A 15,782-nucleotide genomic window follows, 5' to 3' on the forward strand; every position below is an offset into this window, starting at 1 on the left:
TGCCTCATAGTACGACCCGCCCAAGACGGTAGTGTCAGACGTTACAAGCGTCAGGACTGCCGCGTAGACTTCGGCAATCCTATCGAGTAGCCTACTCAACCGGTGGGTGGATATAGCAGCGAACCATTCGCGGCATCAGTAATACTATTCAATATTTCTTCTATGGATGCAGGCTTGACAAGATGCATATCGAAACCCGCCAGCCGTGCCTTATATCGAGTTTCATTGTCTCCCCATGCGGTCAGTGCTATCACCTTGACAGTTCTAAACAAGTCCGATTTTTTGAGTTCTCGCACCACATCATAACCATCAACCCTAGGCATACCGATATCTAAAAAAATAACATTTGGCACGAACAATTTAGCCTGTAACAGAGCCTCTGCCCCCCCATAAACAGCAACAGTAATATGACCAAACAACGTAAGAAGGTCTGCCAGCATGTCTGCAGCATCACGGTTATCGTCTACCACTAGTATTCGTCGGGCCGGTGATTGATTTTTCATCATATAACAACAAATCAAAAAATAAAAAACTGGCCGCAATTTGAATCCTTAACGCGGCGTTCCGAAAAACTGAGAACTAGCTTTTATTGAATCATATCCTGTACAAAAAGCGATAGGACTTAGTCTTGCGCTACTTAAGATAAATTGCTATCTTTCCCGACAAGGCGTCTCATGTTACGACCTCTTTCCTTGGAAGAGATATAGTAAAAATACAACCGACATCCGGAATACTGTGTACGCTAAGTCCCCCCCCATTCGCCGCTACACTTTGCTTAGCTATCGTAAGGCCTAGACCAGCACCAGTTCTATTTTTACCACTTTGTGAAAATGGTAAAAAAATTGATTCCTCAGATCCTCGAGGCAGCCCCCCACAATTATCTTTCACATCTATTCTAATGTTTTGTGCTGACGCATAGGCGCTAAGTAGAACTTGAGTATTTGGCCGTGTAAACTTAAATGCATTCTGTAAAATATTTGCTAATGCAGCCAGCAATAGCGGTCTGTTACCCGAAATAGCCAAATCAGCATCCACTGGCATTACTTTAAAAGTACAGCTTGAATTTCTCGCTGACAACTCTGCGGAGGCCTGAGCCTCTTCAATAAATGACGATAAACTAAAGGTACTTAGGTTGATAGCTGAATGACTTCCTCTCTTAATATCTTCTAGGGAGTCATCAATTAACTTACTTAAGCTAAAAATACTTCGTTCTAGTATTGAGCCAGTGGCGCCGGAAAGATTCAAGTTACCAATCTTTGCAGCAGAAAATGCTAGAGATGTCGTACCCAATAAGTTTCGAAGTTCATGAACGAAGTATCCTAGACGCTCGTTATTGTCTTTCACAAGTCTTTCTTCGGAGATGAAGTCACGTTGATAGCTGAATTCTGTTACTGCATCTGCAATCGCATTGTCCAAGCACCGGTTTAACGTTCGAAATTCGTCAATCTGGAAAGGGGCATCCCGCTCGATTGCCAAATCTGTAATCGCTTGGCAAAGGTCGCCATAATCGTGAACAACCTGATCAACAGTGAACCCTAGTGCTAACAACTCTCTTCCATGCGCTGCTGCTGAAACACCCATCTCAGATAGAGCTAACCCACCACCCGCAGGACCTGATATTTTTTGGCCATCAGTTGGACCAGACGTTTGCTCAACCGCTAATGTCCTGATCAACTGCTCTAGAAACAATGGTACTCCATTCTGTAGCTGCACTTTGGATGCTTGTCGACCTGGGCGAAGCGAAACCTTTTCCCGGCATCGGGCAGCAAGGTTCTCTCGATTATTAATGAGAAATTCGTGCATCATTGTCTACTCCTATGGGCATCGCCTGACACCTACAGCTTGATGCCAGAAAAGCACCACAGCTCTAATCAATACTAGCACTCAATACAAAAAAGACACTTTAAATAAGCATTCAAGTCCTCGATTCGGTAGCTGCACCTACTGATTGCCCCCTCATAGACTAGCCTGCTATGCTGCATGCCCTCCAGTACACGAAACTTTACCTCGCCAGGCCGTCGACCTGATGTACAAAAAACCGCTGAAAGTGCGTCAAAATGCGTCAAATCGCATGCCCCCTCTTCGCTCCGCCGCGCCAGTCCTCATGCGCCTTCGGCCATGGCGAAAATTTGAGTCAAAAGACCCCTATATAGCGGGCAGGTGTGGAGGGGGGACAACTGCGCGCGCCTGGCCGAAACTGACATTTTTCTTGCCTCGGAGGCAACATCATTCGCTGGGGCGTAAAAAAGCCGCCTCATGGGCGGCTTGTGCGGTGGCTGGGGCGCTCCGGCGCGGTGAGACTATCGCGGCCCTGCCCCGTCGGCTATCGCGGCGTGGCGGTCATCCTGTGCGGCCGGCGCGGGCCTTGGCCGCCTGCTCCTTTTCGTAGTCGTCGCGGCAGTCCACATTGCAGAACAGCAGCGCGGGCGCCAGCGGCTCGTCGCAGTAGTGGCAGCAGTCGTGCGCCACCAGGCCCGGCCGGCTGCGCACGGCGGCCAGGCCGCGCGCCACCTCGGCAAAGATGATCTTGTCGGTGTTATCTACGTGGTCGCTCATACCGCGCCCTCCCCGCCTGTAGCCAGGTCATACGGGGCGAACTTCACCACTTCCACGCCGGCCCACTCGTTGATCGCCATGAACTGCGCCTGCAGCGGCACCAGTTCATTGCGGGCGAAGACGCGCGCGGCAGGCCGCGCGCGCGCGGAGCGGGGAAAGGCAAAAGTCGCTATGACCCATAGCAACCCGCTGCTACAGGACGTGAACAAGGGCTGGCTGCAGCACCTGCGCGAGCTGGCGCCCGAGCGCGTGCTGGGCCTGGTGGCCAACGGCATGCCGGGCAAGGTCATCATCGGCGACGTGGCCGATGCCGACTATGCCAACCTGGACGCGGCTGTCACCGATGCCGTCAACCTGCTGGACCCGTGGTATCAGGAATCGCCTCCAGCGCGCGGTACAGCGTGCCCGTCTTGCCGGCCTTGCCCATAGCGGCCAGCACGTTGGTGACGAGCACGGGCGTGTCGAGCGGGAAGGCCGCCGGGTCGGCATCGTCGGCCGTGGCGATCAGGCCCAGCACGGCCGTGGAGACGGTGCGGATCGGGCGCGAACCCTCGTTGATTTCAATGACGCGCACGCCATGGTGGTAGTCGGTGGCCATTCATTTCTCCTGTGAGATGGTTTTTTGTTACGGGTAGTTGGATGCTTGTGTCATTTCATCTAAGGCCAGGCAACATAGGCAGATGGCACTGCGCATCCCAGCTGATGCGCGATCAACACGGCGCGGTCTTTCACCAGACCACCGCGCTGACAGCTTCCGGCGTCTCTGCTTTTTCCAGTGCTGATTCCAAGAATTGCCGGCGCCCGATCGTCTGCCCGGAGACGGCCGCATAGGCCTCGGCCTTGATGCGTACCAGATTCGCCAGGTCGACGACTGAGATGCCGCGCACGGCCGCGATGGCGCTCAGCAGCGGGGTCGGCGCGTCGTCGACGATGGCAAGCGCGCCAGCCTCGGCAACCTGCTGTGGCCAGCTTTTTACTTCGCCGTCTGGATAGGGGGCCACGATAGATGCCAGAGCCTGCGCGCAGGATTGGTTGATCGCATCCATGCGCTCCGCCTTTGCTGCGGCCAACTGGGCAGCGGGATCTGCCGGCAGATCGAGCGTTCCGATCAGCTCCGTGTCGGCAGCATCACAGGCCGGGATGGTCGCCATGGCGCCAGCGATGCGCACCGCCACAAAATATCCGCTGCCGACGTACTCTGTCGGGACCTTCCATGCCGTGACCGTGGCGGCAGTCGGCAGGCACGGCAATTCTTCCGAGTGCGCGCCGATGGTCAGGATGTGATTTTCAATTTTCATGTGTTGCGCTCCTTCTGGTGGCCACCAGATTGGTGTCTTGCCGCGCAGACCAAGCCCTTGTGCGTCGTCGTGCGCGTGGAAGAAGGAGAGACAGAAGCGGAAACCACCACCAATGTGGTGGGCGGCGTCTCGCCGGACGGCAAGTACCTGGGCGTGAAAGCCTTGCTGGCCGCGCAAAGCAAGCTGGGCGTGAAACCGCGCATCCTCGGCGCGCCGGGCGTGGACACCCAGGCCGTCACCAATGCCCTGGCCAGCGTGGCGCAGCAACTGCGCAGCTTCGTGTACGCCTCCGCGTATGGCTGCAGCAACGTGGTCGCCGCCACCACCTATCGCGGCCAGTTCGGCCAGCGCGAAGTGATGATTATCTGGCCGGATTTTGTGAACTGGAATACCGCGACCGACGAAGAGGCCAGCATTTCCGCCGTGGCCTACGCCATGGGCCTGCGCGCCAAGATCGATGAGGAAACGGGCTGGCACAAGACACTGTCCAACGTGGTCATCAACGGCCCGACCGGCATCACCAAGGACGTGTTTTTCGACCTGCAAGACCCGGCCACCGACGCCGGCGTGCTCAACGCCAAAGAAGTGACCACCCTGATTAACATGGGCGGCTATCGCTTCTGGGGTTCGCGCACCTGCGAGGCGCCGGGCGGCTTCTTCTATTTTGAAAGCTACACGCGCACGGCCCAGGTGCTGGCCGACACTATCGCCGAGGCGCATTTCGCCTTTGTCGATCTGCCCTTGCACCCGTCCCTGGTGCGCGATCTGCTGGAGAGTATCAACGCCAAGTTCCGCGACCTGAAATTGCAGGGCTACATCATCGACGGCCATGCCTGGTATGACGAGCAATTCAACGATAAGGACACGCTCAAGGCGGGCAAGCTAGCCATCGACTACGACTATCCCTGTATTCGCTCGATGCGCTGCGCATGATGGCCGACACGGGCAAGTCGTGGATTTTGATCCAGGGCACGGGCCGCATTCTCGGCTCGTACCGCATCACCAGCATGACGGAAGGCCGCAGCATTCTGGACGGCAGCGGCGGCGCGCGGCGCGTCGAGTTCTCGATTGCGCTCAAGCGCGACGACGACGACGGCGTGCTGGCCATGGTCGGCCTGGGCGACATCGGCGACCTGAAAAACATGCTCAGCATCGACGACATGACCAGCAGCATCGCGGGCGCGGCCAGGAATGCTGTGGGCAGCATGGTGGGCAATGTCGTCGGCGGCATCACCTCGAAATACGGTGGCGTGGTCAACGAAATGAAAGACAAGATCGGTGGCAGCATCAGCGGCGCCATCGGCAGCGCGGCGGACAAGTTCAAATGAGCGAGCATATCCCCGCCTTCAAGGTCAGCATCGAGGACAAGGATTTGACAGCCATGGTCTCACCGCGGCTCATCAATTTGACCTTGACCCTGTGCCGTGGCGACGAGAGCGACCAGCTCGATATTTCCCTGGATGACAGTGACGGCAAGCTGGCCATGCCACCGCGCGGCGCGCAGATCGCCCTGGCGCTGGGCTGGCAATCGTCCGGCCTGGTGGACATGGGCAAGTTCACCGTCGACGAAGTGGAGCACAGCGGCGCGCCCGACACCATCACCCTGCGCGCCAGGTCGGCCAACCTGATCGACACGTTCAAACAGCAGCAGGAACACAGCTTTCACAAGACCACCCTGGGCGCCATCATCGAGGCCATCGCCTTTCGCAACGAGCTGGCGTCGGGCGTATCGGCGCGCCTGCGCGATACCGCCGTCGAGCACGTCGACCAGACCCACGAAAGCGATGCGGCCTTCCTGCGCCGGCTGGGCAGGAAATACGACGCGGTGGCCACCGTCAAGAATGACACCCTGCTCTTCATCCCCATCAACCAGAGCCGCACGGCCAGCGGCAAGGTGCTGCCCGTCATTCCCATCACGCGTGCCCTGGGCGACGGCCACCGCTACCACAGCGCCGAGAGCGACGCCTAACCGATTGTGGATGCACGGATTAGAAGGAGATTACGAAAGTGGACCAATACAAAGAATTCTGCCGGCTGCGCGACTACCGCAAGCCTGGCGTCGAAGTACCGCACCACACCGAGGCCGAAGCATTCGCCTTGGCGGTGCAAAGCAAAGCCGGCCATATAGAAGCAGCCCAGCGCAAGAAAAACCCCACCACGAAAGGAAACAAATAATGAACGAAGACCGAATTATTTACCGCCAGGACTTATACAAAATGCTGGGCGTCACTTCGGAGACGCTGCGCAGATGGGTCAAGGAAAACAAGCTACCGCCGGCGGACGTCGCCATAACCCAGCGCACCCTAGGATGGCGCCTTTCAACGCTCCAAGCCGCTGGAATCAGGCTTCTTTAGCAGCCAGTCAGCGAAGGCCTGAAGCATCACTCGGCGCTGCTTCAGGTATTCCGCCGAATTGTAGACTCCGCGCACGCCGCCGTCCTTGTGCGCAAGCTGCACCTCGACATGATCCGAGTTGTATTCGTGCTCGTTGGCCCAGGTGGAACCGACCTTGCGCCAGCCGTGGCCCGTCATCTTGCCCTTGAATCCGATACGGTGAATGAGGTAGAGAATCGCGTTTTCACTCATGGGGCGGCTGCCGCCCCGGTCGTTCGGGAAAACGTAGTTGCTCCCCCGCGAACGCAGCTTCATTTCAGCCAGCAGGTCCAGCGCCTGGGATGACAGCGGCACCAGATGTTCGCGGCCCTTCTTCATGCGCTTGCCCGGTATCCGCCAGACATCGCCCTCCACTTCCGCCCAGGTCATGCGCCGCAACTCGTCCGTGCGCGTCCACGTCAACGCCAGCAGCTTGCAGGCCAGCACAGACTGAATTTCATCTTCCAGGTCCAGGCGCTCCATGAACGGATGCACCTCGGCCAATGCCAGGGCGGCGAAACCTTCGCGCGGCTTGCGTGAAAAAGCGACCTTCGAATTGATGTTCGATGCGGGGTTCTCTTCGCAGTGGCCGTGCTGAATGGACCAGTCGAGTACCTGGCCCACCCACATGCGCACGCGCCGGACGTACACGGACAGGCCGGCGGCATCCATCGGACGCAGCGCGGCCATCAAGTCTTCCTTGGTAATTTCACGCACAGTTTTCGCGCCCAACGTCGGCGAGATATACATGGCCAGCGCGCGCAGTGCATTTGCCTTGTAGCCGGCGCTGATGTCCGTGCGCCCGGCCCAGTAGGTATCGATGGCGGCATCAAGTGCAATGGATGGGCTGCTTGTCTTACGCTTGGGCTTGAGGTCTTCCCCGTCGATCAGTTTCAACCGCAAAACGTCCCGGCGCTCGCGGGCTTCCTTGAGGCCAATCAGGGGATACGGGCCGATCACGGCAGTTTGCTGCTTGCCCTCGTCGTTACGATAGGCCATGCGCCAAACCTTGTTTCCGCTTGGCAGGACTGCCAGCATCAGGCCATGGCCATCGAAGAGCTTGCGCAGCTTGCCGTCATTCGGCGTTGCGCGGCGGCAGTCTGCGTCGGTAAGGGTATTGATGGCCATGCGATATCCTGTAGGTACGGTTCTGAGAAAAACCGCATGATACCTACAATTTAGCCTACGCGTCATTCTGCGAGAGCCTTTTTGGATACCACCGAATCTGCGATTCGGAAGGCTGAAAATCAAGCTAAGTCGTTGATTTTCAATGAAATTCGGTTGAATATAGGTTGAGTATACTCACGAATTTTTTATGTACTTGGCGGAAGCGGTGAGATTCGAACTCACGAACAGTGTAACCCGTCGCTAGTTTTCAAGACTAGTGCCTTCAACCACTCGGCCACGCTTCCTGATGGCAGCATTATACATAAAGGTCCGTGGCTTACCAATGGCTGGCACTGTCGCAACTCGTTCTTCTGACAGGAAAGAGCCAACAAGCATGAACTAAAGGCCCCAGTTTTCCCGCAGTACCTTCTCGAACTCCGCCGCCGGCAACGGGCGCGAGAACAAATAACCTTGCACTTCGTCACAGCCCGAACTCTTCAGGAAGGCCAGCTGCTCGGCCGTTTCCACGCCTTCGGCGATCACCTTGTGATGCAACTGCTGCGCGATGCTGATGATGGTGCTGGCGATGGCGCAGTCGCTGGCGTCGGTGGGGATGCCGGTGGTAAACGATCGGTCGATTTTCAAGGTGTCGATGGGGAAGCGTTTGAGGTAGGACAAGCTTGAATAACCGGTGCCAAAGTCGTCCAGCGACAAGGCCACGCCCAAGGCCGTGATGCGATCCATGATGCCGATCACGCGCTCGATGTTGTGCATCAGCGTGCTTTCCGTGATTTCCAGTTCCAGCCAGGCCGCTTCCAGGCCGTAGCGGGCCAGCGTGGCCGCCACTCTGGCGGGCAGGGCCGAAGTGAATTCGCGCGCGGACACATTGACGGCCAGGCGAATGGGCGGCAGGCCGGCCAGCTTCCACGCCTGCGCCTGGGCGCAGGCCGCTTCCAGTACCCATTCGCCCACTTGCACCACCAGGCCCGTCGATTCGGCCAGGGGAATGAACTCGGCGGGCGGGATCATGCCGTGCTGCGGGTGGTGCCAGCGCACCAGGGCTTCGGCGCCGATGATGCGGCCGCTGCCCAAAGCGTACTTCGGCTGGTAGTGCAGCAAAAGTTGCTGTTCCGACAATGCCTGGCGCAAGCCTGTTTCCAGGCGCATGCGCGCCTGCATGCCCACATTCATGTCCTGGCTGTAGAAGGCCACGCTTTCCGCTTCGCCGCCGCTGTCCTGCTTGGCGCGATACATGGCGATGTCGGCCAGGCGCAGCAAGGTTTCCGCGTCATGCCCGTCTTGCGGATACACACTGATGCCGATGCTGGCGCCCACGCGCAAGTCGTGGCCTTCGATCAGGAACGGTTGCACCAGGGAGGCCAGCAGCTTTTGCGCCACCATACTGGCTTCGAAATGCTGGCCGATGTCGAACAGACCAACGGCAAACTCGTCACCGCCCAGGCGCGCCACCAGGTCCTGATCGCGCAATACCTTGCGAAAACGCAAGGAGACCTGGCGCAGCAGTTCGTCGCCGATGCGCCGGCCCAGGGTGTCGTTGATCAGTTTGAAGCGGTTCAGATCGATGAACAGCACGCAGCCGAGCATCTTGCTGCGCTGCGCCACACTGAGGGCCTGGTCGACCAGCTTGGCCAGCAAGGTGCGGTTGGGCAGGCTGGTCAGCGGGTCGTAATAGGCCAGGTGGTGCAGGCGCTCCTCGGCCAGTTTGCGTTCCGTGATGTCCGTCAGGTAGGCGATGAGTCCGATGGGCTTGTCGTCCATGTCCTGCAGCGGCGACAAGGACAGGCTGGCCCAGAAAATCTCGCCCGACTTCTTTCGGCGGCGCACCTCCATCAGGCGGCCTCCCTGCTCCAGGAAGGCGTCGTGGAAAGCCGTGTCTTCATCGTCGTACAGGAACAGGATGTTGCGCCCCACGGCTTCCACCGAGGTGTAGCCGAACAGGCGCTCGGCGCCCTTGTTCCAGCTGGTGATGTAGCCCGTCAAGTCCATCGTCAGCACGGATTCGTGCAACTGGTCGAGGATTTGGGTCTGCTGCGCCAGCAAGGCTTCGACTTGCGCAAAAGCATGGGTCGAGCGTTGCGCCAGCGAATGCACCTGCAGCACGCCGGCCGTCAACGAAGCCAGGCTGGCCAGGTGGCGGCGGTCGGCGTCGTTGTACAGGCTGCGTCCCGCCACGCTGTAATGGCCAAAGCAGTGGCCGTCGAAACTGATTTCCTGCAGCAAGGCGGGCGTATCGCGTGGGAAAGGCGCGGGCAGCGTTGCTGACGTGGCGCCATCGGCGCTGACTGAGGGCAGGAACTGGCCATGCGGGCTGGCCATCACGGCGCTGGCGATACGGCCCAGTTCAGCTACCAGCGCGGGGCCGCGCAAACGCACGACGGCATCGCACAGGGCGGCGCTGTCACCAAGGTAATCCGACACCGGCAGCAAGGTCATGCTACAGGTTCCGGCTGACCTGGATCGCCCATTGGTAGGCCTGTAGCAGGCTGCGCCAATAGGTTTCTCCATCGATGCCGGCACGGCGCAAGCCTTCCGGCGGCGGCGTGGCGCTTTCGACCAGCGCCAGCAAGGTACCCAGCTCGCCATTGCGCTCCAACAAGGCTGCACTGACTTCAGGCGCCAGGTTCAGGGTGGCGATAATCTCTTCCATCGGCATGCCCAACAGGACGTCGAGCAGGGAAAACACGCCGGCCATGAAGGCCAGGTCTTGCGCATCGCGATCGCCGCCGCGCAGCTGGCACAGCGCTTCCATCTGTGCCGCGCGCACGGCCGCCAGCGGCAGCAGCGCATGGATCTTGCCGTCGTCTTGCTGGCGCGCATAGAGCAGCAGTTGCAGCCAGCGCTGCAGCTGGCGCCGTCCCAGCAGGGTGATGGCCTGGCTGAAGCTGGTAATCGGCGCCGTGAAACCGAAGGCGGCTGAGTTGACCAGTTTCAATAAATGATAGCTGAGCGATGGGTCTTGCTTGAGCGGCACTTCCAGCTCGTGCGCGTCGGCATCGCGGGCCAGCAGGCCCAGCAGCGCCAGCAGGCGCCGGCGCGAGGTGGCATCTTCCGGCTCGCTTTGCTGGCGTGCATGGTGCAGGGCATAGTCGCCGGCAAACCAGCTCACGCCGATTTCTTGCAAGGCAGCAAACTGCCCCGCGTCGACGATATTGTAGGCCAGGTGCGGCCCCGGCAAGGGCAGCAGCTGATGCAGGGCCGGGCGTGCGCCCGCCGCGTCAAAACTCAGCGCGCGCGCGTCCACCTGCGCCGCCACCACGGGACCGGCATCGGCGCCATCGAGAAGGATGCGGTAGCCGGCGTCGCGCCATTGCTGGCATTTTTTCTGGATCTGCTTGTCGCCGGCAAGCTGGGCCGGCAAACGGAAGATGGTGCGTTGTGGCGCCAGTTGCGCCAGCACGGCCTCGTCCACGCCATGCGGGTCGGCCAGGGGAATGATGCAGTCGAGCGGTGCCAGAAACGCATACGCATCGGCAGCGGCCAGCGCCGCCAGCAGCGGCGCCGTCGATGCCTGCGGTACATGCAGGGTGACAGCGACCCACTCATTATGAGCATTGGCCACTGCTTGTAATCCCACCAACGGAAACAGGTTTGATTCAGACGCTGACATCGGTATCTCAGTGTGGGTAGGGCGCCATAGTAAATAAACTGACCAGCATTGGCAACCCTGGCCCGACAGGGATGCCCTCGACAGCGAGAATCATTCTATCCGAATCTCACCCGCGAAACAGTTTAATTTTGGCAATAAATGTTCAAAAAGAACATTCCCCCGCGAGACCCGCCTGTCATGCGGGTTTGATAAAGCACGGCGCGGCGTGCGCCTCGTCAGTTGCTGCCGCCATGCGCGTGCTCGACCGCATATTTGATCAATTCAGCCTGCCCTTCGATGCCCAGCTTGCGCTTGATGTTCAGCCGGTGCGTCTCCACCGTGCGCACACTCAGGTCCAGGTCGCGGGCGATCTGCTTGTTCGACTGGCCCGCCGCGATGTGCTGCAGCACTTGCTGTTCGCGCGTGGTGAGGAAGGAATCGTGCACTTGCGGGCGCGACAGTTGCCGCGCCAGGGCCGCGCTGTAATAAATGCCGCCGGACATCACCGTCTCGATGGCAAAGACGATATCTTTCCCTGGGGCATCTTTAAGCACATAGCCGCGCGCACCGGCGGCGATGGCTTGCGACACATATTCGAGCTTGTCGTGCATGGACAGGATCAGCACGGCAATCTGCGGAAACGCCTGCTTGAACAGCGCCGTCGCTTCGATGCCGTTGATGCCACGCATATTGATATCCATCAACACGAGGTCCACCTGGTGGAGGCGCGCCTGGGCCAGCGCTTCGTCGGCGCCGCCCGCCTCGGCCACCACGTCGAAATGCGCCACCGCCTCCAGGCGCGCGCGCAAGCCGTCGCGTACGAGGGGATGGTCGTCCACCAGCAGGATGTTGATCGTCTCGGTCATGTCTCGGAATCTATTAATTAATGTGTGGGTGGAAGGGCGAGCCGCGCCAGCACCAGGGTGCCGGCCGGCGAGGAAGTGATGTGCAGGCTGCCGCCGATGGCTTCCATGCGTTCCGTCATGTTGCGCAGGCCGATGCCGCGCTGCGGATGCAGGGCGATGCCGTCAAAGTCGAAGCCGCCGCCATTATCCTGGATGCGCAACTCCACCGCCTTGCCCGCCTCGTGCAGGCTCACTTCCACGCCGCTGGCGTGGGCATGGCGCTCGCAATTGGTCAGCGCTTCCTGGGCGATACGGAACAACACGGTATTGACCATGTCGGTCAAGCCCTCGCCCGCCGCCGCCGGACTGGCCGTGAAACTGGCTTGCGCGCTGCTGCTGTCGTTAAATTCATGCACCAGGTGGTCGAGCGCGGCGGCCAGGCCCAGGTCGTCGAGAATGGCGGGGCGCAGGTTGTGCGAAATGCGCCGCACCTCGCCCAGCACCTTGTTCAGTTGCTCGGCGGCCCGCTCGAAGGTGACGGGCGCCTTTTCTTTCTGCTCGGCATTGCCGGCCAGGCGCGCGATGCCCGCCTCGATCTGCAGCTTGATGGAAACGAGCCACTGGCTGATGCCGTCATGCAAGTCGCGCGACAGCCGCGCCCGTTCCTCCTCCTGCGATTCGACCACCCGCTGCGCCAGCACTTTCAGCTTGGCGTCGGCCACCCTCAATTCGCGCAAATTCAGCACCAGGCCGCAGGCGGCCACCAGCAGGGAGCCGAGGATGGCGATGGCGGCGATCAATTCCATGGTCGAGCGGATATTGCGCGACTGCTGGGCGTCGACCTTGGCCAGCGCCTGGTCCACGTCATCCATGTAAATGCCGGTACCCATCATCCATCCCCATTCCGGCATCAAGATCACATAGCCGAGCTTGGGTGCGGACTTGTTCGTCGACGGCTTGATCCAGTTGTAGCGCTCGAAGCCGCCGCCGCTCTTCGCCCGCTGCATCAGGCGCTGGATGGTCAGATTGCCGTCCGCGTCGCGCAATTGCCACAGATTCTGCCCCACCAGTTCGGGCTGGCGCGGGTGCATCAGCGACTTGCCCTGCAAATCATAGATGAAGAAATAGCCATCGTCGCCATAGCTGAGGGCGGACAGGATGCGCTTGGCTTCCTCTTGCGTGGCGGCATCCTTGCGCCCCGACTGGTACAGGGACGCGATGGAATGGCTGGCCAGGGTCACGTAATGCTTGAGTTCGGCTTCCTTGCTGGCCAGGTAGGCTTGCTGGATGGTGGCGCGCTGCTGCTCTGCCAGGGTGATGGCCTGGTGCCGCACGGCAAACGCGATGGCGCACAGGGCAAGAATGAGCGGCGTGATAGCCAGGAAGATGACTTTCTGTCTGAGTTTCATGGCCTGGCGCTCCGGCGGCGTCGATGCTGGTGGGAATGCGTGATTTTACGTCGCGGCGTGGCATTCGCCCTGCGTAGTAATACTGAGCGTTACTGCGTAGTCGTGCGCTTGCGGCAATTATACGATTCCTGAATACTCGCCATAAGCTGCAAATACACCAAAAGTAACATCAAACTGGCGACGACCAGGAGCAAAACACCATCATCGCACGGCATAGCGCCCGTCAAATCTCTGGAGGAAGCATGAACCGCATTTTCAAACAGCTCGGCTGGGCAGCGCTTGCGCTGGCCGGCGCCGGGTCCCTGGGCGTCGTCGCCCTGCAACGTGGCGAACCGATCAGCGCGATCTGGATCGTCATCGCCGCCGTCTGCGTCTACCTGATCGCCTACCGTTTCTACAGCCTGTTCATCGCCGACAAGGTACTGGGACTGGATGCGCGCCGCATGACGCCCGCCTTCAAGCACAATGATGGCCTGGACCACGTGCCGACGAATAAATATGTGCTGTTCGGCCACCATTTCGCGGCGATTGCCGGCGCCGGCCCCCTGGTCGGCCCCGTGCTGGCTGCGCAAATGGGCTATTTGCCCGGCATGCTGTGGATTTTGGCGGGCGTCGTGTTTGCCGGCGCCGTGCAGGATTTCATCGTGCTGTTCATTTCCATGCGCCGCGACGGCCGCTCCCTGGGCGACCTGATCAAGGCTGAACTGGGCGAAATTCCTGGCATGATCGCTTTGCTGGGCTGCTTCATGATCATGGTCATCATTCTGGCCGTGCTGGCATTGATCGTGGTCAAGGCGCTGACGGGCTCCCCATGGGGCAGCTTCACCGTCATGGCGACCATCCCCATCGCCCTGTTCATGGGCGTGTATTCACGCTTCATCCGCGTGGGCCGCATCGGCGAAATTTCCATCATCGGTTTTGTGCTGCTGATGCTGGCCATCATCGGCGGCCAGTACGTGCAGGAACACGCCGTTCTCGGCCCGATGTTCACGTTTACCGGCACGGAACTGACGTGGATGCTAATCGGCTACGGCTTCATCGCTTCCGTGCTGCCCGTGTGGCTGCTGCTGGCGCCGCGCGACTACCTGTCGACTTTCCTGAAAATCGGCACCATCCTGGGCCTGGCCATCGGCATCATCGTCGTCGCGCCTTACCTGAAAATGCCGGCCATGACCAAGTTCATCGACGGCTCCGGCCCCGTCTGGTCGGGCAATCTGTTCCCCTTCCTGTTCATTACCATCGCCTGCGGCGCCGTCTCCGGCTTCCACGCGCTGATTTCCTCGGGCACTACGCCGAAAATGATTGAAAACGAAAGCCATGCCCGCTTCATCGGCTATGGCGCCATGCTGATGGAATCGTTTGTTGCCATCATGGCCCTGGTGGCCGCCTCGACCATCGAGCCGGGCATCTATTTCGCCATGAACAGCCCGGCCGCCCTGATCGGCACTACGGCAGAGTCCGCCGCACAGGCGATCTCGCAATGGGGCTTCTATGTGACACCGGAAATGCTGACGCAGACGGCCAAGGACGTGGGCGAGCACAGCATCATTTCGCGCGCTGGCGGCGCACCGACCCTGGCGGTCGGCATGGCGCAGATTCTTTCCGGCGCCATCGGCGGCAAGGCCATGATGGCCTTCTGGTACCACTTCGCGATCCTGTTCGAAGCGCTGTTCATCCTGACGGCCGTCGATGCGGGTACGCGTGCGGGCCGCTTCATGCTGCAAGACTTGCTGGGCAGCTTCGTGCCAAGCTTGAAACAGACGGAAAACGTCATCGCCAACCTGCTGGCTACGGGCCTGTGCGTGGCGGCATGGGGCTACTTCCTGTACCAGGGCGTGGTCGATCCATTGGGCGGCATCAATACCCTGTGGCCACTGTTCGGCATCGCCAACCAGATGCTGGCGGCGATAGCGCTGATCCTCGGCACCTGCGTGCTGTTCAAGATGAAGAAGGGCCAGTACGCATGGGTCACCATCACGCCGACCATCTGGCTGCTGCTGTGCACCCTGACGGCCGGCTGGCAAAAGATCTTCGATGCCAATCCGCGCGTCGGCTTCCTGGCGCACGCGAAGAAGTATTCGGCGGCATTGGATGAAGGCACCCTGCTGGCGCCGGCCAAGTCGGTAGCGCAGATGCAGCAGATCATCTTCAACGATTACCTGGACGCCGGCCTGGCCGCCTTCTTCGTCATCGTCGTGATCAGCGTGCTGTTCTTCGGCATCCGCACCATCATGAAGGCGCGCGCCGACAGCCGTCCGAGCACCAAGGAAACGCCGTTCCAGGCCATGCCCACGGTGCAATGATGATCGATGAAATCATCAAGGCTGGACGGTATCTGGGGCAAAGCATGCGGCTGATGTGCGGCTTGCCCGAGTACGACACCTACGTGGCGCACCGGGAAGTGACCCATCCCGGCGAGCCGATGATGACGTATGAAGAGTTCTTCCGCGAACGCCAGGAAGCCCGCTACGGCGGAGCCGGCAAGCGCGGCGGCTGTTGCTAGTTGTGGTGACACCTGACCCAGCCTGCTGCGCGTCGGCATAGGCGGCTTGCGATGCTCACCGTACTTCAGTACGGTTGCGCTTCTC

Annotated in this window: 16 protein-coding genes, 1 tRNA gene and 2 pseudogenes; 7 read left to right on the top strand and 12 right to left on the bottom strand. The window is 59.9% G+C overall.

Annotation, left to right across the window (positions count from 1 at the left end; translation table 11 throughout):
• Positions 1 to 95: 95 nt before the first annotated feature.
• From ACQ4WZ_RS14840 to ACQ4WZ_RS14855, 4 genes are all read right to left on the bottom strand, one after another.
• Positions 96 to 470, bottom strand: a complete 375-nt coding sequence (locus tag ACQ4WZ_RS14840; RefSeq protein WP_436573780.1) for a response regulator — start codon at positions 468 to 470, stop codon at positions 96 to 98.
• Between the two features lie 202 nt (positions 471 to 672).
• The gene (locus tag ACQ4WZ_RS14845) at positions 673 to 1,806 is read right to left on the bottom strand and encodes a sensor histidine kinase (protein WP_436573781.1); all 1,134 of its coding nucleotides are present in this window, start codon (positions 1,804 to 1,806) and stop codon (positions 673 to 675) included.
• Between the two features lie 534 nt (positions 1,807 to 2,340).
• Positions 2,341 to 2,556, bottom strand: coding sequence for a hypothetical protein (locus ACQ4WZ_RS14850; protein WP_436573782.1), 216 nt, complete (start codon positions 2,554 to 2,556; stop codon positions 2,341 to 2,343).
• Positions 2,553 to 2,741, bottom strand: coding sequence for a hypothetical protein (locus ACQ4WZ_RS14855; RefSeq protein ID WP_436573783.1), 189 nt, complete (start codon positions 2,739 to 2,741; stop codon positions 2,553 to 2,555). The genes ACQ4WZ_RS14850 and ACQ4WZ_RS14855 overlap by 4 nt, the downstream gene beginning before the upstream one ends.
• Position 2,742: 1 nt before the next feature.
• Here ACQ4WZ_RS14855 and ACQ4WZ_RS14860 point away from each other — a divergent pair.
• Positions 2,743 to 2,934, top strand: a pseudogene (locus ACQ4WZ_RS14860) (P2 family phage major capsid protein); the annotation flags it as partial.
• Here the strand turns inward: ACQ4WZ_RS14860 and ACQ4WZ_RS14865 are convergent.
• Positions 2,915 to 3,154, bottom strand: a pseudogene (locus ACQ4WZ_RS14865) (phage tail protein); the annotation flags it as partial. The pseudogenes ACQ4WZ_RS14860 and ACQ4WZ_RS14865 overlap by 20 nt on opposite strands.
• Before the next feature lie 130 nt (positions 3,155 to 3,284).
• A complete protein-coding gene (locus tag ACQ4WZ_RS14870; RefSeq protein ID WP_436573784.1) occupies positions 3,285 to 3,854 on the bottom strand; it encodes an HI_1402-related protein in 570 nt (189 codons plus the stop codon).
• On the opposite strand from ACQ4WZ_RS14870, the gene ACQ4WZ_RS14875 reads away from it, so the two are divergent.
• From ACQ4WZ_RS14875 to ACQ4WZ_RS14890, 4 genes are read left to right on the top strand one after another with little or no spacing between them, the layout of a single operon-like run.
• Positions 3,837 to 4,787: a phage tail sheath subtilisin-like domain-containing protein gene (locus ACQ4WZ_RS14875; RefSeq protein ID WP_436573785.1), complete on the top strand. Its 951-nt coding sequence runs from the start codon at positions 3,837 to 3,839 to the stop codon at positions 4,785 to 4,787. The two genes, ACQ4WZ_RS14870 and ACQ4WZ_RS14875, sit on opposite strands and share 18 nt — an antisense overlap.
• Positions 4,784 to 5,182 (top strand): phage tail protein, encoded by a 399-nt coding sequence (locus tag ACQ4WZ_RS14880; RefSeq protein ID WP_436573786.1) that lies wholly within the window; start codon positions 4,784 to 4,786, stop codon positions 5,180 to 5,182. Before ACQ4WZ_RS14875 ends, ACQ4WZ_RS14880 begins: the two co-directional genes overlap by 4 nt.
• On the top strand, positions 5,179 to 5,823 hold the full coding sequence (locus ACQ4WZ_RS14885) for a contractile injection system protein, VgrG/Pvc8 family (protein ID WP_436573787.1): 645 nt from the start codon (positions 5,179 to 5,181) through the stop codon (positions 5,821 to 5,823). Before ACQ4WZ_RS14880 ends, ACQ4WZ_RS14885 begins: the two co-directional genes overlap by 4 nt.
• Positions 5,824 to 5,861: 38 nt before the next feature.
• A complete protein-coding gene (locus ACQ4WZ_RS14890) occupies positions 5,862 to 6,029 on the top strand; it encodes a hypothetical protein (RefSeq protein ID WP_436573788.1) in 168 nt (55 codons plus the stop codon).
• 143 nt (positions 6,030 to 6,172) lie between these two features.
• Here the strand turns inward: ACQ4WZ_RS14890 and ACQ4WZ_RS14895 are convergent, their stop codons facing one another.
• The 6 genes from ACQ4WZ_RS14895 to ACQ4WZ_RS14920 form a co-directional block, all read right to left on the bottom strand.
• Entirely contained in the window at positions 6,173 to 7,354 is a 1,182-nt protein-coding gene (locus ACQ4WZ_RS14895) for a tyrosine-type recombinase/integrase (protein WP_436573789.1), read from the bottom strand.
• Positions 7,355 to 7,548: 194 nt separating this feature from the next.
• Positions 7,549 to 7,638, bottom strand: a tRNA-Ser gene (locus ACQ4WZ_RS14900).
• Positions 7,639 to 7,732: 94 nt separating this feature from the next.
• Positions 7,733 to 9,787: a putative bifunctional diguanylate cyclase/phosphodiesterase gene (locus tag ACQ4WZ_RS14905; protein WP_436573790.1), complete on the bottom strand. Its 2,055-nt coding sequence runs from the start codon at positions 9,785 to 9,787 to the stop codon at positions 7,733 to 7,735.
• A gap of 1 nt (position 9,788) precedes the next feature.
• A complete protein-coding gene (locus tag ACQ4WZ_RS14910) occupies positions 9,789 to 10,913 on the bottom strand; it encodes an EAL and HDOD domain-containing protein (protein ID WP_436573791.1) in 1,125 nt (374 codons plus the stop codon).
• Between the two features lie 263 nt (positions 10,914 to 11,176).
• Complete coding sequence (locus ACQ4WZ_RS14915; protein ID WP_101480307.1) at positions 11,177 to 11,806, bottom strand: response regulator transcription factor; 630 nt, start codon at positions 11,804 to 11,806, stop codon at positions 11,177 to 11,179.
• A gap of 17 nt (positions 11,807 to 11,823) precedes the next feature.
• Positions 11,824 to 13,194: a cache domain-containing protein gene (locus ACQ4WZ_RS14920; protein WP_436573792.1), complete on the bottom strand. Its 1,371-nt coding sequence runs from the start codon at positions 13,192 to 13,194 to the stop codon at positions 11,824 to 11,826.
• 242 nt (positions 13,195 to 13,436) lie between these two features.
• Here ACQ4WZ_RS14920 and ACQ4WZ_RS14925 point away from each other — a divergent pair, with 242 nt between their 5' ends.
• Both ACQ4WZ_RS14925 and ACQ4WZ_RS14930 read left to right on the top strand, forming a co-directional pair.
• Entirely contained in the window at positions 13,437 to 15,497 is a 2,061-nt protein-coding gene (locus tag ACQ4WZ_RS14925) for a carbon starvation CstA family protein (protein WP_101480305.1), read from the top strand.
• The gene (locus tag ACQ4WZ_RS14930; protein WP_010396213.1) at positions 15,497 to 15,697 is read left to right on the top strand and encodes a YbdD/YjiX family protein; all 201 of its coding nucleotides are present in this window, start codon (positions 15,497 to 15,499) and stop codon (positions 15,695 to 15,697) included. The genes ACQ4WZ_RS14925 and ACQ4WZ_RS14930 overlap by 1 nt, the downstream gene beginning before the upstream one ends.
• Positions 15,698 to 15,782: the final 85 nt, after the last annotated feature.

This window comes from Janthinobacterium darwini (genome assembly GCF_051380905.1).
Taxonomy (GTDB): Bacteria; Pseudomonadota; Gammaproteobacteria; order Burkholderiales; family Burkholderiaceae_D; genus Janthinobacterium.